The organism is Actinomyces sp. ZJ308, assembly GCF_011752065.1.
Classification (GTDB): domain Bacteria; phylum Actinomycetota; class Actinomycetes; order Actinomycetales; family Actinomycetaceae; genus Actinomyces.
Map to the genome: position 1 here is coordinate 156,098 of NZ_JAAIJY010000005.1, position 23,768 is coordinate 179,865.

General features: G+C 67.4%; 20 protein-coding genes. 7 read left to right on the top strand and 13 right to left on the bottom strand.

Annotated features, from left to right (window positions below):
• Nucleotides 1-44: 44 nt before the first annotated feature.
• Complete coding sequence (locus tag HCR68_RS04405) at nucleotides 45-1,451, bottom strand: replication-associated recombination protein A (protein WP_167146658.1); 1,407 nt, start codon at nucleotides 1,449-1,451, stop codon at nucleotides 45-47.
• Between the two features lie 84 nt (nucleotides 1,452-1,535).
• On the opposite strand from HCR68_RS04405, the gene HCR68_RS04410 reads away from it, so the two are divergent.
• Nucleotides 1,536-2,093, top strand: coding sequence for a hypothetical protein (locus HCR68_RS04410; RefSeq protein WP_243858928.1), 558 nt, complete (start codon nucleotides 1,536-1,538; stop codon nucleotides 2,091-2,093).
• A 16-nt stretch (nucleotides 2,094-2,109) separates the two neighbouring features.
• On the opposite strand, the gene HCR68_RS14430 is transcribed toward HCR68_RS04410, so the two are convergent.
• From HCR68_RS14430 to HCR68_RS04425, 4 genes are all read right to left on the bottom strand, one after another.
• Nucleotides 2,110-2,241, bottom strand: a complete 132-nt coding sequence (locus HCR68_RS14430; protein ID WP_279586967.1) for a hypothetical protein — start codon at nucleotides 2,239-2,241, stop codon at nucleotides 2,110-2,112.
• 57 nt (nucleotides 2,242-2,298) lie between these two features.
• Complete coding sequence (locus HCR68_RS04415; protein WP_167146661.1) at nucleotides 2,299-2,916, bottom strand: L-threonylcarbamoyladenylate synthase; 618 nt, start codon at nucleotides 2,914-2,916, stop codon at nucleotides 2,299-2,301.
• Between the two features lie 95 nt (nucleotides 2,917-3,011).
• A complete protein-coding gene (locus HCR68_RS04420; RefSeq protein WP_167146664.1) occupies nucleotides 3,012-4,391 on the bottom strand; it encodes an MFS transporter in 1,380 nt (459 codons plus the stop codon).
• A 73-nt stretch (nucleotides 4,392-4,464) separates the two neighbouring features.
• Nucleotides 4,465-5,238, bottom strand: coding sequence for a glycerophosphoryl diester phosphodiesterase (locus HCR68_RS04425; RefSeq protein ID WP_167146667.1), 774 nt, complete (start codon nucleotides 5,236-5,238; stop codon nucleotides 4,465-4,467).
• A 69-nt stretch (nucleotides 5,239-5,307) separates the two neighbouring features.
• On the opposite strand from HCR68_RS04425, the gene HCR68_RS04430 reads away from it, so the two are divergent.
• Nucleotides 5,308-5,637 (top strand): metalloregulator ArsR/SmtB family transcription factor, encoded by a 330-nt coding sequence (locus tag HCR68_RS04430; RefSeq protein WP_167146672.1) that lies wholly within the window; start codon nucleotides 5,308-5,310, stop codon nucleotides 5,635-5,637.
• Nucleotides 5,621-5,944, top strand: a complete 324-nt coding sequence (locus HCR68_RS04435) for a hypothetical protein (RefSeq protein WP_043539125.1) — start codon at nucleotides 5,621-5,623, stop codon at nucleotides 5,942-5,944. The genes HCR68_RS04430 and HCR68_RS04435 overlap by 17 nt, the downstream gene beginning before the upstream one ends.
• A gap of 126 nt (nucleotides 5,945-6,070) precedes the next feature.
• Here the strand turns inward: HCR68_RS04435 and HCR68_RS04440 are convergent, their stop codons facing one another.
• The 3 genes from HCR68_RS04440 to HCR68_RS04450 form a co-directional block, all read right to left on the bottom strand.
• Nucleotides 6,071-7,078 carry an AraC family transcriptional regulator gene (locus HCR68_RS04440; RefSeq protein WP_208320499.1) on the bottom strand — a complete coding sequence of 336 codons (1,008 nt, stop codon included), beginning with the start codon at nucleotides 7,076-7,078 and terminating at the stop codon, nucleotides 6,071-6,073.
• A gap of 39 nt (nucleotides 7,079-7,117) precedes the next feature.
• Nucleotides 7,118-8,152, bottom strand: coding sequence for an NAD(P)-dependent alcohol dehydrogenase (locus tag HCR68_RS04445; RefSeq protein ID WP_167146675.1), 1,035 nt, complete (start codon nucleotides 8,150-8,152; stop codon nucleotides 7,118-7,120).
• Between the two features lie 92 nt (nucleotides 8,153-8,244).
• Nucleotides 8,245-9,558, bottom strand: coding sequence for an MFS transporter (locus HCR68_RS04450; RefSeq protein ID WP_208320500.1), 1,314 nt, complete (start codon nucleotides 9,556-9,558; stop codon nucleotides 8,245-8,247).
• Nucleotides 9,559-9,773: 215 nt separating this feature from the next.
• Here HCR68_RS04450 and HCR68_RS04455 point away from each other — a divergent pair, with 215 nt between their 5' ends.
• Entirely contained in the window at nucleotides 9,774-11,297 is a 1,524-nt protein-coding gene (locus HCR68_RS04455; RefSeq protein ID WP_243858929.1) for a serine/threonine-protein kinase, read from the top strand.
• Between the two features lie 145 nt (nucleotides 11,298-11,442).
• Here the strand turns inward: HCR68_RS04455 and aspS are convergent, their stop codons facing one another.
• The 5 genes from aspS to HCR68_RS04480 form a co-directional block, all read right to left on the bottom strand.
• Complete coding sequence (aspS, locus tag HCR68_RS04460; protein ID WP_167146677.1) at nucleotides 11,443-13,242, bottom strand: aspartate--tRNA ligase; 1,800 nt, start codon at nucleotides 13,240-13,242, stop codon at nucleotides 11,443-11,445.
• A gap of 145 nt (nucleotides 13,243-13,387) precedes the next feature.
• Nucleotides 13,388-14,080: a DNA-directed RNA polymerase II gene (locus tag HCR68_RS04465; protein ID WP_167146680.1), complete on the bottom strand. Its 693-nt coding sequence runs from the start codon at nucleotides 14,078-14,080 to the stop codon at nucleotides 13,388-13,390.
• Nucleotides 14,081-14,251: 171 nt separating this feature from the next.
• Complete coding sequence (locus tag HCR68_RS04470; protein WP_347878298.1) at nucleotides 14,252-16,429, bottom strand: hypothetical protein; 2,178 nt, start codon at nucleotides 16,427-16,429, stop codon at nucleotides 14,252-14,254.
• Between the two features lie 566 nt (nucleotides 16,430-16,995).
• Nucleotides 16,996-18,546: a hypothetical protein gene (locus HCR68_RS04475; RefSeq protein ID WP_167146686.1), complete on the bottom strand. Its 1,551-nt coding sequence runs from the start codon at nucleotides 18,544-18,546 to the stop codon at nucleotides 16,996-16,998.
• Nucleotides 18,547-18,831: 285 nt separating this feature from the next.
• Nucleotides 18,832-20,145: an enterochelin esterase domain-containing protein gene (locus tag HCR68_RS04480; RefSeq protein ID WP_243858930.1), complete on the bottom strand. Its 1,314-nt coding sequence runs from the start codon at nucleotides 20,143-20,145 to the stop codon at nucleotides 18,832-18,834.
• Nucleotides 20,146-20,769: 624 nt separating this feature from the next.
• On the opposite strand from HCR68_RS04480, the gene HCR68_RS04485 reads away from it, so the two are divergent.
• The 3 genes from HCR68_RS04485 to HCR68_RS04495 all read left to right on the top strand — a co-directional run.
• Nucleotides 20,770-21,924, top strand: coding sequence for an ABC transporter substrate-binding protein (locus HCR68_RS04485; protein ID WP_167146691.1), 1,155 nt, complete (start codon nucleotides 20,770-20,772; stop codon nucleotides 21,922-21,924).
• 6 nt (nucleotides 21,925-21,930) lie between these two features.
• Nucleotides 21,931-22,992 (top strand): ABC transporter permease subunit, encoded by a 1,062-nt coding sequence (locus HCR68_RS04490; RefSeq protein WP_167146694.1) that lies wholly within the window; start codon nucleotides 21,931-21,933, stop codon nucleotides 22,990-22,992.
• A 3-nt stretch (nucleotides 22,993-22,995) separates the two neighbouring features.
• Nucleotides 22,996-23,768, top strand: a 773-nt coding sequence (locus HCR68_RS04495; protein ID WP_167146697.1) for an ATP-binding cassette domain-containing protein, incomplete at its 3' end; no start/stop codon positions are given.

Below are 23,768 nucleotides of genomic sequence, written 5' to 3' on the forward strand. Positions count from 1 at the left end.
TGGCTCGGTTGGAGATCTCCGAGGGCATCCGGGCCTACCTCCGCCTACCTCTCGTCGAGGATGCGCCGGACCGCCTCGAGGCGGGAGACCAGCTGCCTCTCGAAGCCGTTGCCGTTGGGACGGTAGTACCGACTGCCCTCAAGCCCCTCGGGCAGGTACTGCTGACCGACGACGGCATGGGGGAAGTCGTGCGGGTAGCGGTAGCCCTTGCCGTGCCCGAGCCCCTCGGCCCCGGCGTAGTGGGAGTCGCGCAGGTGAACGGGCACGGCCGAGGCCTTGCCCGCGCTCACGTCCGCCAGGGACTCGTTGAGCGCCACGGTGACCGCGTTGGACTTGGGCGCGGTAGCCACGGCGAGCGCCGCCTGGGCCAGGACGAGTCCCGACTCCGGCATCCCGATCATGGCGACCGCCTGCTGCGCGGCCACGGCCGTGGACAGCACTGCGGGGTCGGCCAGCCCGACGTCCTCAGCGGCGTGGATGACGATGCGGCGGGCTATGTACCGGGGGTCCTCTCCGGCCGCGATCATGCGCGCCAGGTAGTGCATGGTGGCGTCGGGGTCGGAGCCGCGCATGGACTTGATGAAGGCACTGATGACGTCGTAGTGCTGGTCGCCGGCGCGGTCGTAGCGCACCGCAGCCACGTCGGCGGCCTGCTCGACGTCGGCCATCTCGATGAGGGGACGCGAGCCGGGATCCGTCTGCCTCGCCAGGACCGTTCCCGCGGCGGCCTCCAGCACGGTGAGGGCCTTGCGGGCGTCGGAACCGGCCATGCGCACGATCTGCTCGCGGGCCTCCTCACCGATTCGCACGGCCCCGGCCAGGCCGCGCTCGTCGCTCAGGGCTCGATCGACCAGGCGCCCGACGTCATCGGCACCCAGGGGGTGCAGGGTCAGAAGCAGGGAACGCGACAGGAGCGGTGAGACGACGCTGAAGGACGGGTTCTCCGTGGTGGCCGCGATGAGCGTGACCCAGCGGTTCTCCACGCTGGGCAGCAGGGCGTCCTGCTGGGAACGGGAGAAGCGGTGCACCTCGTCGATGAACAGCACCGTCTCCTCCCCCGCCGCCAGGCGTCGTCGGGCATCGGTGACGACCGCGCGCACGTCCTTGACCCCCGCCGTCACTGCGGACAGCTCTACGAAGCGTCGCCCACTGCCACGTGCCACCAGGTAGGCCAGTGTTGTCTTCCCGGTTCCGGGCGGTCCCCACAGGATGACTGAGGACAGGGACGCTCCGGGGCGTCGTGCCGTCGTGCCGCGTTGCGTGCCTTCGGGTTCGCACTCCGGCGCCTCTGAGGGCTCCACGAGTCGTCGTAGCGGGGAACCGGGGGTGAGCAGATGCGCCTGCCCCTCGAGCTCATCGAGCGTGCGGGGGCGCATCCGCACGGCCAGAGGCGCGTGGGAGTCCGCAGGAAGCCCGGTGTCATCCGTGCCGGCCGACTCGAACAGGTCCATGGCAGGACCCTATCTCCCCCGCCGTCGGCCCCGTGGGCGCGCCCGGGCATATGCGGCAATGCCGAATCCGAGTAGTTTTCGACTATGAGCTCTATCACCCGCCCTCCGCCCGTCCTGACGCCGGTCGCCGCGCCGGTGCAGCCGTGGGCCGCGGCCGCGTGCTGGGCGGCGTTCTTGTGCCCGCTGCCCTCGGTCGCCTGGCGGGTGGCGATGCTGGCCGGGGCGGACGTGGGCTTCGGGCGGGCGGAGCTCTTCCGCACCAGCGCGAGCGGGATCGCCTACGTCGTGGTCCTGGAGCTGATCCAGGTCGGCGCCGCCCTGGCCTGCCTGGGACTGTGCCGGCCGTGGGGCGAGAGACTCCCGCCATGGGTGCCGGGCGCGGGCGGGCGGTCGGTCCCCCGCCGACTGCCCGTCATCGTGGGCGGTGCGGGCAACCTCCTGCTCTACCTCATCATCTACGACGTCGCCCTCTCCTTCACCCTGGCCCTCCTGCGCGACCCGCCGTCCTGGACGCCGGTCGAGGGCATGAGCCCCGCCCAGCTCGTCGTCTTCTCCCTGTGCTACGGGCCCATGCTGGCCTGGCCCGTGGCCCTGACGGTCGGCCTGGTCGGCCACTGGCGCAGGCACCGGCGGCGTCGGTAGCGCGATCCGAGCGATGTCACGCCGGGGCCGCGCCGTCGAGAGTGACGCTGGAGGCCTCGATCGTCCGCATGCTGCCGATCCCGGCCACCATGATGCTTCTGGGCGAGTGGAACTGGTGGTTGCGCAGAGTGTTCGCCGGGCCCGCCATGCGGACCCGGCGAACACGGTGGGAAACGCCGAGGAAACGCTGTGGGAGAACCGGTCGCTACAGCAGGCTGATATCGCCCGCGCCCTCACGCAGGACTTCGGGGACGTCGTCGGTCAGGTCGACGACGGTGGTCGGCTCCCCGTGCCCCACCGGTCCCTCGATGACGACGTCGATAAGGTGCCCCAGGGACTCCTCGACCTCCCACCCGTTGGTCTCCGGCTCGTCCTGGCCGGGGCGGATGAAGGTGGATGACAGGATGGGGGCGCCGAACTCGGCGACGAGGGACTGGGTGATGGCATGGTCGGGGATGCGCACGCCCAGCGTGTGCTTCTTGGGGTTGAGCGTCATCCGGGGTACGTCCTTGGTGCCCTTGAGAATGAAGGTCCACGGCCCCGGGGTGAGGCGCTTGATGAGCCTGAAGGCGTTGTTGCCCACGATGGCCAGGGGCCCCACCTGGGCGAAGTCGGCGCACACGAAGGTGAAGTTGTGCTTGCCGTCGAGCTGGCGAATGGTGCGGATGCGGTCCAGACCCTCCTTGTTCCCCGGCGCGCAGGCCAGTGCGTATCCGGAGTCGGTGGGATAGGCGACCAGGCCGCCGTCGCGCAGCGTGTCGACGACCTTCTCAACCAGACGGGTCTGCGGGTTGACGGGGTGGAGCTCGATGTAGCGTGACATGCTCTCACCCTACCCCTGGTGACTGCGCTCACACAGCATTCCGGGCCATGTACCGCGGATGCACCGTGCATGCGCTGTGCATTCACTGCGTCGGACTACGGCCGCCGGCGCCCGACAACAGTCAGGGCGAAGGCGCAGGCGGCCCCCGCCAGCGCCACGCTGAGAGTGATGAGGAAGATGATCTGGTAGCCGGCATAGGCGTCGTGGCGGTGGGACTCCACGATCCCGGCGGTCATCGAGTTGCCCCAGATGATGGAGGCGTAGGCGAGGAACGAGGCGACCGCCATGGCGGAGCCGTTGATCTCCTCGGGCAGGTCGAGCTCGGCGATCGGGGCCAGGATGACGGACTTGCCCATGAAGACCCCTACCGCCATGACGATGAGGAGGATGATCGCCGGCCACATCATCGTCTTCGAGGACGGCAGCATGTACACCGCTGCGGCACTGATCGCGATGACGGTCAGCGCCGCCGTCATCATGGCGGTTGAGGACTTGAAGACGTAGTCGGCGACGAACCCCGCAGGAATGCAGATGAGGGCGCCGACGAGGCTGGTGGCGGTGGCTCCGAACAGTCCCGCCACGCCGTCGGAGACGTTGTAGACGAGCTTGAGGTAAGGGGCTGAGGAGTAGATGAGATTGACGTAGGTCCAGTACAGGCACATGGCCGCCAGCCCGGCCAGCCAGATGCGGGGGCGCGCGATCACCTTCAGCAGCCCGATGAGGGCTGCAGTATTCGCTGAGGCGCTGTCCTGGTGGGCGATCGCGCTCCTCGGTACGAAGCGGAGCAGGCAGACGATGAGGGGGACGAGCAGCAGGGAGTAGCCGACCGCGAATCCGGTGACGATCGGTTTCCAGTGCTGAGGGAGGGCCCAGACGCAGGCGACGACGACCATGGCCAGGATGAACTCCACGCTGCGCCTGATCGCCTCGAAGAAGCCCATGACCATGCCCCTGCCACGGCGACGATCATCGCGGGAGATGAAGGTGAGGCCATTGACCACCGCCGGCCACCCGATGGCGTCCCAGACCGCCCAGGTGAAGGCGATGACGAGCATCATGGTGAACGACACCCCTGGAACCAGGTAGAGGACCAGGAGCGTGCCGAGCCTCCAGGCGCACCACGTCACGAGGATCGAGCGGATGGTGAAGCGGTTGTTGATCCATCCGGCCGGGACGTACATGTACATGGCGAGACCGATGACGCTCATCATGGCGCCGAAGCCGTCGATCCCGATCCCCAGGACGTCGGAGACCTGCAGCATGAGGGAGCCCTTGAGCGCCTCGAAGGCGGCGTACACGAGCTGGCCGGACAGTGCGATGCTGAGGAATGCGCCGACGCGGTCGCGGCGAAGGAATATCGGGCGCCGTCGGAGTGGGGAGCGATGGTGCTCCGCGGCATGAGGACCGGGCACCGATTCCGATATGACTCCGGGCAGTGGTGAGTCGGAGTCGGATCCGGTGATGGACGCTGTCATGGGGCCAGGCCCGTCCTTTCAAGGGATGCTGATCAAGGGATGTCGTCAGGGATGTGTGCTGAGCAGAGGGTCGTCAGCGACGAGGGATGTGGTGGGCGATGTCTGAGAAGACGCCGGTGACGCCCCAGTTGAAGAGCTCATTAGCCCGGCTGAGCGAGTTGACGGTCCAGACATTGACGCCGTAGCCCTCGGCTCGAAAGGCCTGAACCTGTTCCCGGGTCAGGCTCGAGTCCTCGGGGTGAATGTAATCGGCTCCCACGATCTCCAGCGTGCTCCTCCAGTCGCCTGAGAGCGTGTGTTTCTCGTAGAGGCATCCCACGGGCACCTTCGGAGCGCGTTGCTTGAACAGGTGGAGCAGGACATGGCTGAAGGAGGAGACAATGACCTCCACTCCTGGGCGCAGTCTCTCGAGCTGCGCGACCACGCCGTCGATGAGACGCAGCGTCGCCTCTCGCCCGGTCTCGTTGGGCTTGATCTCGATGTTGGCGTTGAGGCCGGTCTCGTTCATGAGGTCAATGAGACGTGCCAGGGTCGGGAGCGGCTCACCGTTGAAGCGGGGGGAGAACCAGCTTCCGGCGTCAATGCCCGACAGGTCGGCGACGGTCAGGGCGTCATACCGGCCCGTCCGGTCGGTGGTCCGATCCAGGGTCGAGTCGTGGCAGATGATGACGGTTCCGTCAGCGATGACGTCGACGTCGGCCTCCACCCACGCCAGGTGATGATCCACCGCAGCGCGGAACGCGGCCATCGTGTTCTCCGGGGCGAGTGAGCTCAGGCCTCGGTGCCCGATGATCATGCGCTCGCCGTCGAACGAGAACCTGGCAGTGTCTGAGGTCGCCGATGACATGGCCGGAATGCTACACGAGGCGACGAACGTAGCCTTGACATCAAAACGGTTTGATATAAACTTTCTTGCATGCGAGAGGTCGCGACACCACCGGAGGCCCCCTTGGGGGACGACTCCGCCGTGGTGCAGCTGTTCAAGGCGCTCGCTCACCCTATGCGGGCGAGCATTGTCTACCGCCTCATCAGCTCGCCGGCCGACGTCACCGAGCTGGTGACGTTCCTCGGCGTCTCGCAGCCTCTGGTCTCCCACCACCTGCGGGTCCTGCGCAACGCCCACCTGGTCGAGTCGGTCCGCGACGGCAGGCGCCAGAGCTACTCCCTTATCGACGACCACGTCGCATCGATCTTCATCGACACCCTTGAACATACGAAGGAGCATGACCATGACTGCCACCACTGAGCACCGCCCCGCCGAGGCCCACCACCACACCCACGGCCCGAACTGCGGCCACCTCGCCGTCATCCACGGGGACCACGTGGACTACATTCACAACGGTCACGCCCACCACGAGGACAACGGCCACTACGACGAGTGCGACACCTGTTCCTGTGAGCACTGCTCGGACTCCTGCGCCGTGTGCGAGTGCGAGGACTGCACCTGCCCGACCTGCAACCACAACACCTGCTCGTGCGAGCACTGCTCGGACTCCTGCTCCTCGTGCGCCTGCGAGGACTGCTCCTGCCCCACCTGCACCCACGCCGCCTGAGACGCCGCTCAGGCCCGAGCGGGGATCACTGCCTGCGTGCGGCCCGAATCCTTAGACAGTGATTCGGGCCGCACGCAGGCAGTACCCGTTGTCTCCGTATCTCAAGGCGGAGTCGTCAACCGGTCGTCAACCGGTCGTCAAGCTGTCATCAAGCGCCGCCTGCGACACCCTGCGATAACTCGACGGCGTCGTTCCGGTCTCGTCGCGAAAACGCCGGTTGAAGTTCGCCAGGTTGGTGTACCCGCTCAGGTCGGCGACACGGGCAACGGGCAGGTCGGTACGTCGCAGCAGGTGGCAGGCGCGCGCGATCCTTCGACGACGCACAAGGGCGGAGAAGGTGATGCCGGCTGTCGAGTGGAAGAAACGCGAGAAGGCCGAGGGACTCATGGCCAGCCGGGAGGCCGCCGTCTGCATCGACAGCGTTCCCTCAAGATTGTCCTCGATGTACGTGAGCACCTCATTGATGCGGCCGGCGGTGACGTCATCGAGACTGGGGACGTACCCTCGCGTAGCGATGTGCCGCCACTCGTTGCCCGGGGCACTGAGAAAGACCTCGACCAAGGCCAGAAGCGTGCCGAGACGCCCCATGCCTTGCTGACGCCCCATCACGGTGAGCAGCTCGGCGGCGGCAGCGGCGCTCGCCCCGCCCAGGACGATTCCGCGCCGAGATCTCTCAACAAGCGCCTCGAAGCCCGAGAGCTCCGGTAGAGCATGTGCCGCGGCGGCAACCCGCTGCGGTAGCACCTGGCACAGAACATCGCGCTCCTTGAGGCACTCCCCCGGCCCCAGATCCGAGAGCCAGTTGTGCGGAAGATCGGGCCCCATCAGCGTGACCTGCCCCGGGGCGAAGTCCAGCGTCCGGTCCCCCGCCATCATCTGCCCGTGCGAGGCGACGATGAGATGGAACTCGATCTCGGGATGGTGGTGCCAGCGCGCCAGCGGCGTCGGGTACCCGTGCTGGAACCATCGCACCGTCGAGCCCAGATCAGGGAGCACCACCTCGAGGTCGCCGATTCCGGTGCCGTCATCACCGGTAGTCGACGTCAGCGAGGTCGCGGGCCGGAACTGCGCCACGGCGACACCTGCACCGCCACGTTGGGGCATAGAGGATGCCGACGCTGAGGTGGTGTCCATGATGGCCTCCCACGCCTCCCCATGAGACTCTCGCTGGATTCAGCCGACCGTGATCTGGATCTTGACGTCGCCTGGTCGTCCCTCGGCAACCCGCTCGAAGGCGTCGACGGCATGGTCCATATCGTAGGTCGCCGTGATGAAGGGACTCAGATCAATCCTTCCCGCGGCGACGAGATCGATGGCTCGCTGATAGACGTTGGCATAGCGGAAGACGTTCTCAATGCGTGTCTCACGGGCCTGTACCTCGGTGATATCGATCGATACCGGGTCAACGGGGATGCCGACGAGAACGGTCCGGTTGCCGGGGGCGCCTATCTTCCACAGGTCCTCATAAGCGCTGGGGTGACCGGAGCACTCGAAGACGACGTCAGCGCCCCAGCCCGCGGTCTGCTCGCCGACGACGTCGAGCAGCCGCTGCTCGCGCCCGTCAACCACGTGGGCTCCAGGGATGCGGGAGGCGATGCCGAGCTTGACCGGAGAGATGTCGGAGATGATGACCTTCGAGGCGCCGCCGGCCAGTGCTGATGCCGCAGTGAGCAGTCCGATCGTTCCCGCGCCTGAGACGGCCACGACATCACCGGGGGTGATACGAGCCTTGGTGGCTGCGTGCATACCGACGGCAAGAGGCTCCATCAGAGCGCCTTCGGCGAACGAGACCTTGTCGGGAAGGTGGTAGGTGAAGGCAGCGGGATGGATGACCTCCTCGACGAGGCACCCGTCGACCGGCGGAGTGGCCCAGAAGGACACGGCCGGGTCGACGTTGTACATGCCCGCACGCGACGCGCGTGAGCCGGTATCGGGCACACCGGGCTCCATGGCAACGCGGTCGCCGACGGCGAAGCCCTCGACACTGTGGCCCACCTCGGTCACGACTCCGGACGCCTCGTGACCGAGAATCATGGGCGCCTCCACCACGTACCGGCCGATGCGTCCGTGCGTGTAGTAATGGACGTCCGAGCCGCAGATACCGACGGTGTGCGGTGCGATGCGAAGCTCTCCGGGGCCGCAGGTGAGGTCTTCGGGCACCTCGCGGACCCTGATCTCGTGCTGCTTCTCAAGAACGACGGCCTTCATGATTCTTCTCCTCAATGGGTGTGAGAACGAGTGGGTGCAGGGGTGGTGGTCAGTTGGTGGTCAGCTGGTGGTTAAGGGCATCGCCGCTGTCATCAGGCAACGGCCTCTGCCAGTACGGGAGCGGTGGGGTCGGTGCGCGGCTCGCGGCCGGTCGCTGTCGTGAGACGGCGACCGCGATCGTCGAATCCGGGCTGAGGCGGACGGATCCAGATGGTGATGAGGGAGCCGGAGAGGTAGAGCGCGGCATAGGTCCAGCACACTCCTCCGATGCCGATGAACGGCATGAGCAGTGTGACCAGCCCCGGTCCGGCGAAGGTGGTCAGCCCGGAGGCGAGGTTGTTGATGGAGATGGCGGCTCCCTGCTCCTTCGGCGCGAGTGCGGGGAAAACAGCACCCATCGGCACGAAGGCCGTGACTCCCATGCCGAGTAGGACGGCGGCTGCGGCCAGGGCGATGATGCTGCCGCCCAGCACCCGGGGCACGTAGTAGAAGCCGAGCGTGGCGACCGCACAGAACCAGCAGCCGTACCAGCGCATCTGTCGCATCCAGCCGAAGCGGTCCCCGATCCATCCCCAGAACAGGTTGCCGAATACGGTGACGGCGAACTGGATGCCCCAGATCGTCATCCACTGGCTCATGGTGAACCATCCGTCGCCGTAGTGCTTGTCGGTGAGGTAGAGCGGCATGATGACGGGGAATCCGTAGAGACTGAGATTGCAGATGACGCGAACGACGGCGGTCAGGACGACCTGGCGGTTGCGCCCGAGGATGCTCACGCCCGCGGAGAGCTCGACGAGTGTGTCACGCAGCCCTTTCGCGCTTCTCCGGGGCTCGCCCCTGGCCACCAGCAGCAGGCAGATGATGGCACCGGGAACGGTCCAGGCCAGGGACAGCCACAGGGTGAGGTATTCACCGATGATGGGCACGGTACGTGCGGGGATCCAGGAGCCCAGGCAACCAATCCCTACGGAGTAGGCCGTCCAGAACCACCCCATTGCTGAAGCCCGGGTGCTGGCGGGGATCTTCTGCGTGATGTAGACGACGAAGGAGTAGATGAACAGCGGGTAGGCCAGACCGCGTACCCCGTAGGTGATGAGGATGAGTGCGTAGGAGCCGCTCGGAACGGCAACGATGAGAAGAAGCAGGTGGACCGAGATCCACAGCCCCGCTCCGACGAGCATGATGCGGCGGACCCCGAAGGTCTCGGCGAGCACGCCGGAGGCCCAGCCCGCCAGCGCGGCCATCAGACCGTAAGCGGTGATGATACTCGAGGCCTGTGCTGCCGCCAGTCCTTGAGAGACGAGGTACTTGGACAGGAAGGTCAGCTCGAAGCCGTCGCCGGTCATGAAGATCGCGATAGCGATGAGTCCCGGGATCAGGATCCGGGGTGGTGAGAGGTTCTTCATCAGTCACTCCATCGTGTGTGCGCCACGGCCCGTTCCGCAGCATCTCAATGACGGTTCCAGAGTGCCGCCGGCTCCTGAGTCGCACGATGGGTGCGTGTGCCCGGTTCTGATACTTTCTTGACCGGTCGGTTCGATCCGGCAGTGAGCGGGTGGAGGCGTGAGGGTCGGGTCTGATCGGGTTTGCGCCGATGTGCGCTCGCAGCGATCATGAGCCCATGAGTAGTCCCTTCCCTGTTCCCGACGCCTTTGCGCACGTCGCAGCGACTGTGCCCGGTGTACGTCTGGGAGAGCCGCTGGGGCAGGGAGGCTTCGCCACCGTCTACGCCGGGGAGCAGATCTCGTTGCAGCGTCCGGTGGCGGTCAAGATCGACTCCAGGCCGTTGCACGACGAGCGCAACCGTAGACGCTTCATGCGGGAGATGGCGGCCGCCAGCCGGATCAGCGGCCACCCGAACGCGGTCTCACTGATCGACTCCGGGGTACTGCCCGACGGGCGTCCCTACCTGGTCATGGAGCGCTGCGACGGAGGCTCCCTGGCCCAGGTCCTGGAGCGAGGGGAGCTCGGCGCGGCCCAGGCCGTCAGCATCGTCACGGCTGTCTCCTCCGCTCTGGGGGCCGCTCACGAGGCCGGGGTCCTGCACCGCGACATCAAGCCCGGAAACATCCTTATCGACGCCTACGGAAGCCCGCGCCTGAGCGACTTCGGACTCGCAGCCATCCAGCGCGAGGGCATCCAGTCCTCCGTCACCCTGGATACGATGACGCCGGACTTCGCTCCACCGGAGGCCTTCACTCTGGCGGACCCCACACCCAGCGGTGACGTGTGGTCGATGGGGGCTGTCCTGTTCACGCTCCTGACCGGCCGCGGCCCTCGTCGCGCCGCCGACGGCGGGGCGCTGAGCCTCCCGGAGATCATCAACGGCCTTTCCGTCCCCGTGGACACCTCGGACCCGCGTATACCGGAGGCACTGCGCCCCCTCCTCGACCGTGCGCTGCACCCCGACCCCGCACAGCGCTACCGAGACGGCCACGAGCTCACCGAGGCGCTGCACCGAGCCGGTGACGTCTCAAGCCCGGCAATCGGCGCCCCTCGCCCGGCGGCTCACTCAGCGATTAGCCCAGCGATGGGGACGCCATATCCCGTTTCCGCCCCGGTCCCGGCCGGTGCATCCGGCGGAAGATCCTCAGGCAGGGTCTTCGCTCTTGTGGCACTCGGCCTGACAGCCGGCGTCGTCATTGCCGCCGTCGTGCTCGCAAGCATCCTGACTCCGTCAATCTCCTCGGCGAACCGGGCCGCTCAGCGGGCCTCGGCGTCGCCCGTTTCGCGCGCCAACGCCCTGACGGGTCAGGGCGCCAGCAGTGCCCCCACGGCGACGGCTCGGGCAACGGCTCTCAGCTCTGAGAAGGCCTCGCCGTCTCCCACGCCCGCCCCGACTCCCGCGCAGGTCAATGCTCAGGGCATTCCCTACTCCGACGAGATGCCATGGCCTCTGGGGACCTGCCTGAGCCGGACTACCTCGGTCGTAGGCGGCACGAGCGTCAGCCAGGTGGACTGCTCCCGGGCCGACTGGATCGTCTTCGCCGGCGGAACCTTCGACCCGGCCACGACGGCTTCCAGCGCCTCCGAGGCCATGACGGATGATCCCCAGGTCAATGCCGCCTGCACCAGCGAGTACGCGGAGCGCTACGGTACTCGACCTGTCCACCAGCTACTCGATCAACACGCTTGGCCCCAATGATGAGGAGTGGGCCGCGGGCAATCGCGGCTTCGCCTGCGTCCTGGGCCGGTTATAGGACTGCGGCCGGCCAACGGGTGTGCGACAGAGCGATCACTCTGTCGCACACCCGTTGACCGACTATCGGTGCGCCGTTGAAGGCCGGATCTCAGGCCCTGTTCGCGCCGGCGGGCCTGTCGGCCTTGTCCGGCTCGGCGTCGACTCCGGCCTCCTTGCGCTGCTCGGGCGTGATCGGGGCGGGAGCCTCGGTCAGTGGGTCGAAACCGCCACCGGACTTGGGGAAGGCGATGACGTCGCGGATGGACTCGGCCCTGGTCAGCAGGGAGACGATCCGGTCCCACCCGAAGGCGATGCCGCCGTGCGGCGGGGCCCCGAACTTGAAGGCGTCCAGCAGGAAGCCGAACTTCTCCTGGGCCTCCTGCTCGCCGATCCCCATGACGTTGAAGACGCGCTCCTGGACGTCGCTGCGGTGGATACGGATGGAACCGCCGCCGATCTCGTTGCCGTTGCACACGATGTCGTAGGCGTAGGCCAGGGCGCCTCCCGGGTCGGTGTCGAAGGTGTCCAGGCACTCCGGCTTGGGCGAGGTGAAGGCGTGGTGGACCGCGGTCCAGGCGGACTTGCCCAGGGCCACGTCGCCGTCGGCCCGGGCCTCGGCGGAGGGCTTGAACAGGGGGGCGTCCACCACCCAGACGAAGGACCACTGGTCATCGTCGATGAGGCCGCAGCGCTTGCCGATCTCCAGGCGGGCGGCGCCCAGCAGGGCCCGCGAGGAGTCCACGGGGCCTGCGGCGAAGAAGATGCAGTCGCCGGGCTCGGCACCGGCCGCGCCGGCCAGACCGGCCCGCTCGGCGTCGGTGATGTTCTTGGCGACGGGGCCGCCGAGGCTCCCGTCCTCGGCGACGGTGACGTAGGCCAGGCCCTTGGCTCCGCGCTGCTTGGCCCACTCCTGCCAGGCGTCGAAGGTGCGCCGTGACTGGGAGGCCCCTCCGGGCATGACGACGGCGCCCACGTAGGGGTTCTGGAAGACGCGGAAGGTGGTGTCCCTGAAGTAGTCGGTCAGGTCCACCAGCTCGCAGCCGAAGCGCAGGTCGGGCTTGTCCGAGCCGTACTTCTCCATCGCGTCGCGGTAGGTCATGCGCGGGATCGGAGTGGGCAGGTCGTAGCCGATCAGCGCCCACACCTCGCGCAGTACGTCCTCGGCGACGGCGATGACGTCGTCCTGCTCGACGAAGCTCATCTCCACGTCGAGCTGGGTGAACTCCGGCTGGCGGTCGGCGCGGAAGTCCTCGTCGCGGTAGCAGCGGGCGATCTGGTAGTAGCGCTCCATGCCGGCGACCATGAGGAGCTGCTTGAACAGCTGGGGGCTCTGCGGCAGGGCGTACCAGGATCCCGGCGCCAGGCGGGCGGGGACGAGGAAGTCGCGGGCCCCTTCCGGGGTGGAGCGGGTCAGGGTGGGGGTCTCGATCTCCACGAAGTCGTGGGAGTCCAGGACCCTGCGGGCCGCCTGGCTGGCCTTGGCGCGCAGGCGGATGGCGTGCTGCATGGCGCTGCGCCGCAGATCGAGGTAGCGGTAGCGCAGACGCGCCTCCTCGCCGACCTGCCCGGCGTCCTCAGCATGGTCGGAGACCTGGAAGGGCAACGGCGCGGAGGGGTTGAGGATCTCGACGTCGGAGACGACGACCTCGATCTCGCCGGTGGGCAGGTTCGGGTTGGCGTTGCCCTCGGGTCGGGCGCTCACCTCGCCGGTGACGGCCAGGACGTACTCGGCGCGCAGGTCGTGAGCGACCTCCTCGCGGATGACGACCTGGGCGATGCCCGAAGCGTCCCGCAGGTCGATGAAGGCCACGCCGCCGTGGTCACGGCGTCGATCCACCCATCCGGTGAGGGTGACGACCTGGCCGATGTCTGAGGCGCGCAGGGAGCCTGCGGTACGAGTTCGCAGCACGGTGCTGGGTTCCTTCCGTGTGGGGCACTGAACCGGTGCCCGTCGGGGCGCACCACGAGACGGGCGGGCGCCGGCGGCAGTTTACAAGGAGCCCGGCATCAGGCCGAGCCGCCGCGCAGCGGCACAGGCAGTGGCCCGCCCCGGCTCAGATCGTAGCCCGACGGCGCTGGTAGTCCGCCATTCTGCGCCGGTTGACCGCCACGAGCACCGACAGCACGACCAGGATCATGCTGAGCACGAGAATGGAGGTACCGATGATCGGGAAACCGGCCGGCTCCGCACTCGGGCCGGCGGCCTGAATGCCTGATGCTCCGGAACCGCTCGATCCGCCCGTCGCGGCGACCTGGTGGGGTGGCGGCGTCGGTGCCGGTGGAACGGTGGGAGGAGCGGCTCCCCCGATGACTGTGACACCTGAGACGGTGAAGTAGGGGCTCTTGTTGGTGTAGTCCGCCGCGTTTCCCTCCTGAGCGGTCACCCCCTGGGCCCCGGAGACCCGGAATCGCAGCCAGTGGCTTCCCTGCTCGACGTACTCGGGCAGCTCGAAGGAGCCGGAGGCCGTGCCGTCCTGCTTGATCGTGATCGTCGTGACCACCTCGGACTCGGAGGGGCGGGAGGCCACCAGTGCGCCGTCGTCGATGAGCACCTGAACCGTCACGCCACCGGGAAACCCTGAGACCGTGTACATGATCGTTCCTCCAACGGCGACCGTCGAAGGACTGACGGTCGAGGCGGTCCCTGTGGTGGAGGGGTCGGTCTTGGTGTCGGCCCTGGCAGCAGGGCTCGTGGATACCAGCGCCACCAGGGAGGCGAGCAGAACGGAGCAGACGATGACGAGCACGCGCGGTATCTCGAGGTGCCGGGTGCGGATCCGGCGTCGGGCCTGCGGCGCATGCCAAGCGCACCGGGTGATGAGTTGAGTCAACCGGGTCACTTGTTTCTCACCTCCTCTGAGTGGCTGCCTGTTCTGCCTCTTTGACGATGACATTGACGATCTCCTGGTGCGGCCCCTTCAGTGCCTGCGCGGCATTCGCAGTCGTCGGGGAACGCGCGGCGCGCGAAGCGGCAGTCCTGAGCGGGCGGCAACCAGCAGGCTGCCGGCGCCGATAGTCAGCAGTCCTCCGGCGCCCCCAAGGAGTACGTCGTTGGCGCTGAGCCCCATGGAGGCGGGGGCGTCCTTGTCCGGGAAGGTCAGAAGCTGAGCCTGTGCCGGGCTCCGAGGATCGAAGGATGCCGAGGTGATCTCCAGCTTCGCCCACCCCAGAAGGCTGTTGTCACGATCGGCCACCGCCAGCTCGTAGGAGCCGGACTCGAGTGTCGAGATATCGATGGAGACGCTGTTGGCCTCATCGACCTGCACCCAGCCCTTGGTCGTGGCTCCGGGGAAGACGAAGACCGACACCCACTCCCCCGCCGAGACCTTGGCCTTGGGAAGCACGAGGTTGACGATGTTGCCCTGGCGCGACCCGGACAGGGAACCGGCGTTGTCCGCACTCAGTTGTGCCGAGCTGGTCACCGGAGGCACTGGGCTACGGTCGGGACGGACAGTCCGGTCCTCAGAGGGACTCGCCTCGGCAGAGGCCTGCGCCGAGGACTCAGAGTCCTGGGAATCGTTAGGGGCGGAGTCATCGCCACGGCCACTGCTCCGAGTCCGAGTCCGATCGCCTTCGGACTGGGCCGGGACACCCGCGGGCGAGGAACCCGTCTCAGACGTTCCTGTACCTGAGGCGTTCCGGGCCCCGCCTCCACCAGAGCTGTTTCCACCTGCATTACCGGCGTCCGGCTGAGTGTTGGGGGTGCCGGGGTCCGCCCCGTCCGGTGAGGATGTTGCGGGGTCCGAGGTCGGTGCCGGACGGGCCGGTTGCGTGGACTGAGCGGAGGGGGAGATCGAGGGCTCGGCGGGCGGAGCAGAAGACGCCGACGGCTCGGGCCCCGGCTCGGTGGAGGGACTCGGAGAGGGGACAGGAGCCGGGTCGGCCGACTGGGTGGGCGACGGCGAGGCGGGCGCGGGGGCTGAGGGCTCCGCTGTCGGCTTCTGAGTCGGGGTTGGTGTGGGGGCGGCCGTCGGAGTCGGGGTCGGCTCAGGTGTCGTCGGCGCCTCGTAGCTGAAGATGTTGGTGACGCCGCTCTGTGCGGAACCGATCGGCGAGATCTGGAGGTAGTAGCGGTTCGTCGCAAGATCCGTCCCGGCGTACAGGGAGGACAGGGCGAGCTGGGCACTGAAGGCCCCGTTGCTGAAGGTGACGGGCACCGAGGCCGTTCGTGGAATGACGTAGCCGCTGTAGACGACCAGCTTGACCTCGATCGCCCTGTCGCCGTCGATCGCTGCTCCGTTCTCGCACCAGCCGCTGCCGGAGACTCTGATGCTGTGCTCGGGCTGGTACGCGGGGTCACTGTTCCTGGGATCCGAGCCGTCGGGGTTGAGGACCGTGACGGTCGGCTTCGGCAGACAGGTCTCGTTCGTCGGAGTCGGCGTCGGGCCTGCTGATGGAGTCGGTGCGGGATCCGGTCTGGCGGACTCGGTGGGTGCGGCGGTCGCCGTCGGCTCAGGCGACGGCGACGGCGTTGGAGACGGCTCCTCAGTCGGCTCCTGCGACGGTTCGGCGGTGGGGTCGCTGGTTGGTTCGGCCGTGGGGTCCCTGGTCGGTTCTGCGGATGGCTCCTGCGTCGGGCCGGTCGTCGGCTCCGAGGTGGGCTCGGGTGTCGGCTCCGGGGACGAGGGATTGACGACGTCGGGGTCCTGCTTGACGAAGGAGAACATGCCCGTCGTGGCGCTGACCGTTCCGCTGGTGTAGGTGAGGCTGAAGAGCCTGGAGCCGACCTCCCAAGCAGCATCACCCGTTGCATCCCGTACGGCCTTGACGAGAAGCTCCGTAGGGACGAACGCGCTCTGCTCTCCTCCCCCAATCTCTGGATCGAGCTCGACCTTGAATCGGGGAATGAGGTAGGAGGACACCGTGCCCCCGTCAATGACGTTGACGGTGACCGTAGGGTCCGACAGCATTCTCCCGCCGTCGTGGCACCAGCCGGTCAGGACGGCGTCGATGCCGACTCCGAAACCCGTCTCGTAGACGGGGACCACGTACTCGGGCTTGGACTGTCCCTCGGGGTAGTTCAGGGAGGCGGCGGGATGGCAGTCGGTTGTCGCTCCTGCATCGCTGACGACCTCATTCCCAGTGAGAAGAGGCATGGCAGCAACACCCGCGGTACTCATCAGAACACCGCAGGCGGTCAGAACGCCAAGAATCGCGCGTGCGCCGAGCCTGGTGGAGGGGCGGGAAGCAAGCAGCCGCTGAGCGTAGTGCATCAAGTGGTCTCGTTCATGGGCAGGGACAGGTGGACTTACTCATGTGGTCCACAGCCGTTCACTGAGGACCATGAGGAAAGGAACGCACCGATCAACGGATACGGCCGCCTTTCGCAAACGATGATAGACGGACTACTCCCCTCTAAGAATCCTCTATCTCCAGAAAACATCGCCTGCGACGTCGATTCCTGATCAAGTATACACAGTGGTAACCCGACAATCGGTCGGACTGAGATCATTCATTTCCGAAATCACTGCGGAAACTCTTGAGTTGGTAACGATAAATCGGGGCGCGTGACCATGCTGTTGCTTAGGTTTCAGTTCCATCACGGTTTTATTGTGGGAAAGGCAGGGGCCGTTCAACGCGTGATCCGCGTTGAACGGCCCCTGAGCCGAAGTGATCGGCTTGTTCCTCTCGTTCAAACCTGCTGTCTAAGGCAGGCAGCCGATCAGGCGCGACGGCGTGCGCGCACCAGTAGGACCCCGCCGCCCAGGAGGACTGCCGCCAGGACTGCACCCGCCACTGAGGCCCCTGTGCTTGCCAGGCCGGGACCGCTTCCGTCTCCGTCGGAGACCGAGCCCGCGGCCACGGCCACGTCTGCACCACTACCATCCCGGCCCCCGGCACTGCCGGCAGCCTGGAAGGTCACCGACGGGCTCGCGCCGAGGCTGCTCGCCCCGGTCGGAGAAGGCGTGCCGGAGCCGGTCGGTGCGGGCTCGGCTGTGGCCGTCGGCGCGGGAGCCGCGATGACGGAGAAGCGCTGAACGTAGTCGTTCTTCGTGCTTCCATCGCGGCTACCGCCCTTGTTGACGGCATAGACGTTTCCTCGCCCGTCGTACTCGACGTGGTTGGGGTAGCGGCCGGCGTCGATCGTCTGCCTGATCGTTCCGTCAAGATCGTGAACGGTGATGGTCCCGGCGTTGCGGTTGGTGACGTAGACCAGCGAATGGACCGGGTCCAGCGCCACATTGAGCGCGCCCGAGGTGATGTCCTTGCCGTCGGCGTCCTTCAGGCCGGTAGCGGTGACGACCTGATTGACAACCGTTCCGTCCTTCTCGACGACGACCAGATCGCCCGACCCCTGGCTGGCCACGTAGATCCGTCCGGTCGCCGGGTCGTAGGCAACACCTGAGGCGCGTGAGACGCTGGCGGGCAGGGCCACCTCCGTGACGTTGCCGGAGGCGACGTCGATGAGTGCCGCCTTGGCGCTGGAGGACGACACAGTGACCAGGGTTCCCGAGGTCTCGTCGAGGGCCAGTGACATGGGGCTGAAGTCGTCTGCGTCCTGACCCACGGTGATGTCGGCCAGCTGGGTGTTGGTGGACGTGTCGAACACGGCGATCTTGTTGGAGCGTGCACTGCTGACGTAGGCACGGTCTCGTGCGGCGTCGATGATGACGTCACGGCTGTGGGACACGATGTCCTTGTCGAACTGCTTGACGAGCGTGAGCGTGTCGGCGTCGTAGACGGCGACGGTGCTCTGGCGGGTGTTGGTGACCCAGACGGTGCCGTGCTCGTCGTCGACGGCCACCCCGTAGACGGCGTAGCGGGCTCCCTCCAGCGGCTTGCCGTCTCGGCCGGTCGCCGTCGGGTCCACCTCTGGAACGATGTGCGTCTGGTAGGCCAGCGTGTCGGCGTCGAGCTTGATCAACGACGACTGGGTCACGGGTGGACGCCCCACGGCCGAGGTGACGTACAGGGAGTTGCGGCTCGGCGAGTAGGCGGTCTGATAGAGGCCGGGGGCGACGGAGGACTCGACTCCCGCGACGCTTCCGGGCTCGCCGGAGGTGCCGGGCACCGGGGTGACCGCAGCGTTCTTGTCGACTCCGGAGGTGTCGGCCTGGGCGTCCTCGGCAGCAGCCGGTGTCGGTGACGTCTCGTTTGTCGCAGCGTTTGTTGCAGGGACTGTCCCGGTGGCCGGCGCACCGGGCGTCGAAGCGGCGTCGGCGCTCGCCGCAGGAGTAGGCGCCTCGTCGGCCGCGTAGGCCGTGGTCCCCACGGCTCCTGCCAGACCCAGTGCGACGGCGGACGCGAGCGCCCCGGCTCTCACCAGGGAGGAACGGAGCGCAGGTTGGGAGACGGACGGACGTATGAGACCGGATGGAGGGCAGTGATGGTGACGACGGTTCATGGAGTAACTCCGTGAGGATGGCCCGGCGCTACGTCCGGGACGGTCGGGGACGAGCAGGCTGCGCTGCTCCCGATCACCGGCCACCAAGCAAGGGCGACCTAAGCGATATTAATGACGCTATCATTTTCTTATTCACCTTCGGTGCGATGACAATCACCTTGACACTGTCGGATCATGCTCAGAGACAAGATCTCGCTCATGAGCATCGAGCCCCCAGGACACCCCGTGGCGCCACCAGGCGTAGTCGTGCCCGCCGCGCACCTCGCGGTACTCGAGCAGAGCCCCCTCAGCCGCAAGAAGCTCCGCAAACGCGTGCGCACCCTGCCGCAGAACGCCCTCATGCACCCCGCACTGAACCACCAGCCGAGCCGACAACGGCTCCGAGCGCTCCTGCCCGGCCCGACGGCGCAACCACGCCAGAAGCGCCCCCTCACCCTCGCCTCGCAGCCCCGACCCCAGCCAGAAGGACGCCGACTGGGCAATGGCCCGGCCGGCGATATCGGGCCGGTGAATGACAAGATCCGCCGCGGCCACGCCGCCCAGCGACTGACCGGCCACCACCACCCGCTGCGGGCTCCATCGAGGCCGGCCGTCCTGCGCCGCCTCGAGACACCGGATCAGCAGCTCCCTACTGCGATGCGGATCCCCCAGGTCACGCGCGCGCATGGCCGGGTCCCCGGAGTCAATGACCAGCAGGTCCCACGTGGCGGCCCTGGCGCCGAGCCGGCGCACGACGTCGTTACGGCGCCAGGTCTCACCGTCGAGAAGTACCAGCAGCCCCCGCTGCGTGCCCGCCCCCTCCTTCCGCTCGGTCCCATGGCGCTCACCGATGCGATCCTGCTGCCAGAGGGTGACGCGTCGTACATGGTCGCCAGGGGCGTCGAAGTCAGCGACAGCCGCGCCGCCGAGCTCAACGCCATGTCCGTAACCGCTGCCTCCTCCCCCGGGATCGACGCTGAGCGCCGCAGCGACACCATCGGCCGACGCCGTCGACCACTCCGGGTGGGTGACGGCACCGGGCCCCTCCCACAGGGAGGAGACGAAGCCGAATCCGTCGTGCAGGTGCTCAGGACTGAAGACATCCGGGCGTCCGTGAGCGTGAACCCACTTCCAGCGCTCCCGGCGGGCCCCGGCGTCGTCGGGCAGCCGATCGCGGGTCACCACGATCCGGTAACCCACGAGCCCGTCCTCCGGAAGCAGGACATGAAGCGCCCACCAGCTGGTTCCAGGCACCCGGTCGGCGAGCGCCGGAGTGATGTGAGTGCGATGGTTGTCCGTCAGCGTGTTGAGATGGATGAGAACGCTGGGGCTGGGGCCGTGCTGCCGGTCATCTCGCCACAGGAAGGTCGCCTCTCGCATCGTGACTCCGTCAATGACACGGGCGTCTCCCAGAACCGGGGTGCCGTGAGCCGCTGCGGCCGCCAGGGCCTCGTCATCCGGATGCTGCGGCCACCAGGCCGGAGTCACGCGAAGCGGACCGCCCTCTAAGGCCAGAGGGGTAGGCGTCAGCTCTCGCCACCGGGCCCCTCGCACGGGAGCATTCTCAGGACCTGTACCGCTCACACCGGCGACCCTATCGGACCTCATCCGCCTCCATCGCAGCACCACCAGCAGGAGACGAACCACCGGTAAGAAGCGATGAACTTGCATTCTTCCGGGCGGTGTGGCGTAGGGTGTCACCCATGACGCACATCGCTCTGACAACCACCACCGCCCCCGGCGCACAGGCGCTCGCGGCCATGTGTGGTACGCGAATGTGCTGTTGCTGTCGGCCCTGTTGATTTTCCGCCCGGCGTGCCATCGGCACCCGGAATCGCGATGACGCCTCGATAGAGGTCGACAACGCGGACGCTCCCATGAGGTAGAACCGGGTGCCCGCCATCCCGGGTTCGCGCCCGGGAGCATCCCGAGGATCCTTCACGACCATTCCTCGGTCCCGTGCGCCCGAATGATCGAGATGCTCTGATAAGAGGCACATCACCCGCGTTCGGCGACTTCAACCGACTATTGCGTCACCGGCAGCCTTCCCGGGTTCTTCAATGACGCTGCTTTCCATACCTACTCGGTTCCATTCCCTCCGTAGGAGACACCATGTCGAAAACCGTTTCCTCCCCCTCCTCCGCCTCATCCGCACCGGATCCCGATATCCCCGAGAAGGACGAGGTCACCGCCGAGAACGCGGCGCAGATTCTCGCCGCGGACGATGACGATCCGGGTACCACCGATGCTGAGGGACCTCGCCGCCGCCGACCCTCCAGACGCACACTGCTGACGGTCGGCGGCCTGGCCGCCGCTGCCGTGGTCGGTACCGGTGCGTACCTGACGATCCGGCGCACCAACCAGGGGGTGGTCGGGGCCCATGAGGCGCTACCGCTGGTGATCGGCGGCGACATCTGCGCCGCACCGCTGTACGCCGCCTACCACCAGGGCTTCTTCGACGACGCGGGCCTCAAGGTGACGCTCGCGCGCACCCAGCAGACCGAGGACACCAAGGACGGCGTCGGCGCGGGCAAGTACATCGGTGCGCCGGGAATCTTCTTCTCCTGGCTGGAGCCGATCTACAACGGGCTCAACGCCAAGCTCACCGCGGGCCTTCACGCCGGCTGCCTGCGCCTGGTGGTGAACAACGACGCCCCCTATCAGAGTCTGGCCGACCTCAAGGGCACCACGATCGGGGTTCCGTCACTGTCGTCGTCGGCCTTCGCCTACTTCGCGATCGGACTGTCCGAGGCCGGAATCAACGTCAACCCGGACGGGGGCGACATCACCTGGCGCACGGTGGATGCGGACTCCTTGGGGACCGCCCTGGCCGACGGACAGGTCGACGCCATCATGGGATCTGATCCCGGGCCACTGCTCCCCGTCTTCAACGGCACGGCTCGAGAGCTGGCCAACAACGACGCCGAGGAGTTCTGCTGCTCCGTGGCTCTCAACGGCGATTTCGTCAAGAAACAGCCCAAGGAGGCCAAGGCCCTGACGGAGGCCTGGATGAAGGGCTCGGCCTATGTGCCGGACCACATCGACGAGATCGCCAAGCTCGAGGTCGACAACGACTACGTCGCCGCGGACCAGGATGTCGTCGTCCGGGTGCTCAAGACGTACGGGTTCAAGGCCTCGGCCTCCAGGTTCCGGGCCGCGATCGAGCCCGGTATCGAGAAGTTCAAGGGAACCGGCTTCATCAAGGCGGACATTTCCGCCCAGAGGCTGACCGACGCAGTCATCGCCGATCTCGGCATCAAGGACTGATCGAGAATGCCCACCGATGTCAAGGCCGACTCAACCGAGCGCACCGACGACGGGCGTCAGGGAGCAAGCTCGGCCGCAATCGAGCACAAGGCTTCAGAACGTCGTCGCACCTCCCCGGCCGCGCTCCAGAGCGCGACGGCACTGTCGCTGTGGCTGGCCTATCCGATCATCGTCGTCGTCCTTCCGGACGCGGACCTGCTCCGGCGGGCATCAACCACACCGGTACTCGTCCTCGCCAGCACCTGGCTGATCACGCTGCTGGGGTGGGTGCTGATTGCCCGGACCCGGCCGGCGTCGTCGTCGGCCAGGTCGTTGGCGCACTTCCTGCCCTGGATCAACGCGGCCGGCGCGTGGTTCATCGTCTGGCAGCTGACGACCTCCAAGCTCGGGCTGCTCACGCCCCCGTACTTCGCCGCCCCGGAGGTACTCATCGCCTCCTTCGTCGGCGACTGGAGGCTGCTGCTCAGCTGTCTGGGAGCCTCCGCGCTGCTCTTCGTCATCGGCTACTCGGTGGGCTCACTGCTGGGATTCTTCACCGGCCTGCTCATGGGCTGGTCGAGGCGCGCCGACTACTGGCTCCATCCGCTCCTGCAGACCATCGGCCCCGTTCCGGCGGCCTCGCTCCTACCGCTGGCGCTGTTGCTGCTTCCGACGACGTACGCCTCCGCGGCCTTCATCGTCGGTTTCGGCGCGTGGTTCCCGATGGCCACCATGACCCGCGCGGGCGTGCGCTCGGTGCGCCGCGACTACATAGACATGGCCCGCACGCTGGGAGCCGATGAGCTCTTCCTCATCAGGCGGGTGGCCGTGCCCTCGGCCCTGCCGGACATGCTCACCGGCCTGTTCACCGGGCTGGGAACCTCGCTGGCCGCCCTCATGACGGCCGAGCTGACCGGGGTCGACAAGGGCCTGGCCTGGTACATCAACTGGGTCAAGGGCTGGGCCGACTACCCCAGGATGTACGTGGGACTCATCATCCTGGTGGCCTTCTGCCGCACGCTCATGGTGCTGCTGTTCAAGATCCGCTCCTCGCTGCTGGCATGGCAGCAGAACCTTGTGAGGTGGTGACCGATGTCTTCCGGTTCCACGACGGCTGCTGCCGTGACGCAGGCCGCGGCACAGGCGACGTCCTCCTCCGCAACGCGCGGCGCGCAGGTCGACCTCAGGGGCGTCACCCACCGCTATCCCCTGTCCCGCGACCTGGACCACGGCTGGCTCCACTTCCTGCTTCGACGCGTGTCTCCCGCAGCAAGAGCGCGCTACGAGGCCGAGGCGGCCAAGCCGGACCAGCTCCCCGTGCTCGACGACATCGACCTGACGGTGTCCCCCGGCGAGTTCGTCTCCCTGGTCGGCCCCTCCGGCTGCGGCAAGTCAACGATCCTGCGACTGCTGGCCGGGCTGGAGCAGCCGGTCGAGGGCAGTGTCGAGGTCGACGCCAAACCTGTGACCGGTCCATCACCGCTGCGCGCCCTGGCCTTCCAGGACGCCACGCTCCTTCCCTGGAGGACGGTGCGCGACAACGTCGCCCTGGGCCCCGAGGCGAGGGACCGACTGGGACGCGACCAGCGCCGAGTGGAGGCGGCCCTGCAGGTCGTGGGCCTGCGGGACTTCGCCGAGGCCTATCCCGCCACGCTCTCGGGCGGCATGGCCCAGCGGGCCTCGCTGGCTCGGGCCCTGGTCAACCGCCCCCGGCTCTTCCTCCTGGACGAGCCCCTGGTGTCAAGCCCCGGGTTTTGTGGAGGCTGGTTTAGCTGGATGTGGTGGTGGCTGGTTGTAGTTGTTCCTGGCGGTGGGTGTCGGGGGCCCAGGCGGCTTCGTGCTCGGCGGGGGTGCGCATGCCGATG

Bases quoted from the DNA above. Each gene is read 5' to 3' on its own strand.
- HCR68_RS04405 (WP_167146658.1), bottom strand. From the start codon at position 1,451: ATGGACCTGTTCGAGTCGGCCGGCACGGATGACACCGGGCTTCCTGCG.
- HCR68_RS04470 (WP_347878298.1), bottom strand. From the start codon at position 16,429: ATGCCTCTTCTCACTGGGAATGAGGTCGTCAGCGATGCAGGAGCGACA.
- HCR68_RS04450 (WP_208320500.1), bottom strand. From the start codon at position 9,558: ATGAAGAACCTCTCACCACCCCGGATCCTGATCCCGGGACTCATCGCT.
- HCR68_RS04410 (WP_243858928.1), top strand. From the start codon at position 1,536: ATGAGCTCTATCACCCGCCCTCCGCCCGTCCTGACGCCGGTCGCCGCG.
- HCR68_RS04435 (WP_043539125.1), top strand. From the start codon at position 5,621: ATGACTGCCACCACTGAGCACCGCCCCGCCGAGGCCCACCACCACACC.
- HCR68_RS04425 (WP_167146667.1), bottom strand. From the start codon at position 5,238: ATGTCATCGGCGACCTCAGACACTGCCAGGTTCTCGTTCGACGGCGAG.
- HCR68_RS04455 (WP_243858929.1), top strand. From the start codon at position 9,774: ATGAGTAGTCCCTTCCCTGTTCCCGACGCCTTTGCGCACGTCGCAGCG.
- HCR68_RS04490 (WP_167146694.1), top strand. From the start codon at position 21,931: ATGCCCACCGATGTCAAGGCCGACTCAACCGAGCGCACCGACGACGGG.
- HCR68_RS04420 (WP_167146664.1), bottom strand. From the start codon at position 4,391: ATGACAGCGTCCATCACCGGATCCGACTCCGACTCACCACTGCCCGGA.
- HCR68_RS04415 (WP_167146661.1), bottom strand. From the start codon at position 2,916: ATGTCACGCTACATCGAGCTCCACCCCGTCAACCCGCAGACCCGTCTG.
- HCR68_RS04445 (WP_167146675.1), bottom strand. From the start codon at position 8,152: ATGAAGGCCGTCGTTCTTGAGAAGCAGCACGAGATCAGGGTCCGCGAG.
- HCR68_RS04430 (WP_167146672.1), top strand. From the start codon at position 5,308: ATGCGAGAGGTCGCGACACCACCGGAGGCCCCCTTGGGGGACGACTCC.
- HCR68_RS04440 (WP_208320499.1), bottom strand. From the start codon at position 7,078: ATGGACACCACCTCAGCGTCGGCATCCTCTATGCCCCAACGTGGCGGT.
- HCR68_RS14430 (WP_279586967.1), bottom strand. From the start codon at position 2,241: ATGGCGGGCCCGGCGAACACTCTGCGCAACCACCAGTTCCACTCGCCC.
- HCR68_RS04485 (WP_167146691.1), top strand. From the start codon at position 20,770: ATGTCGAAAACCGTTTCCTCCCCCTCCTCCGCCTCATCCGCACCGGAT.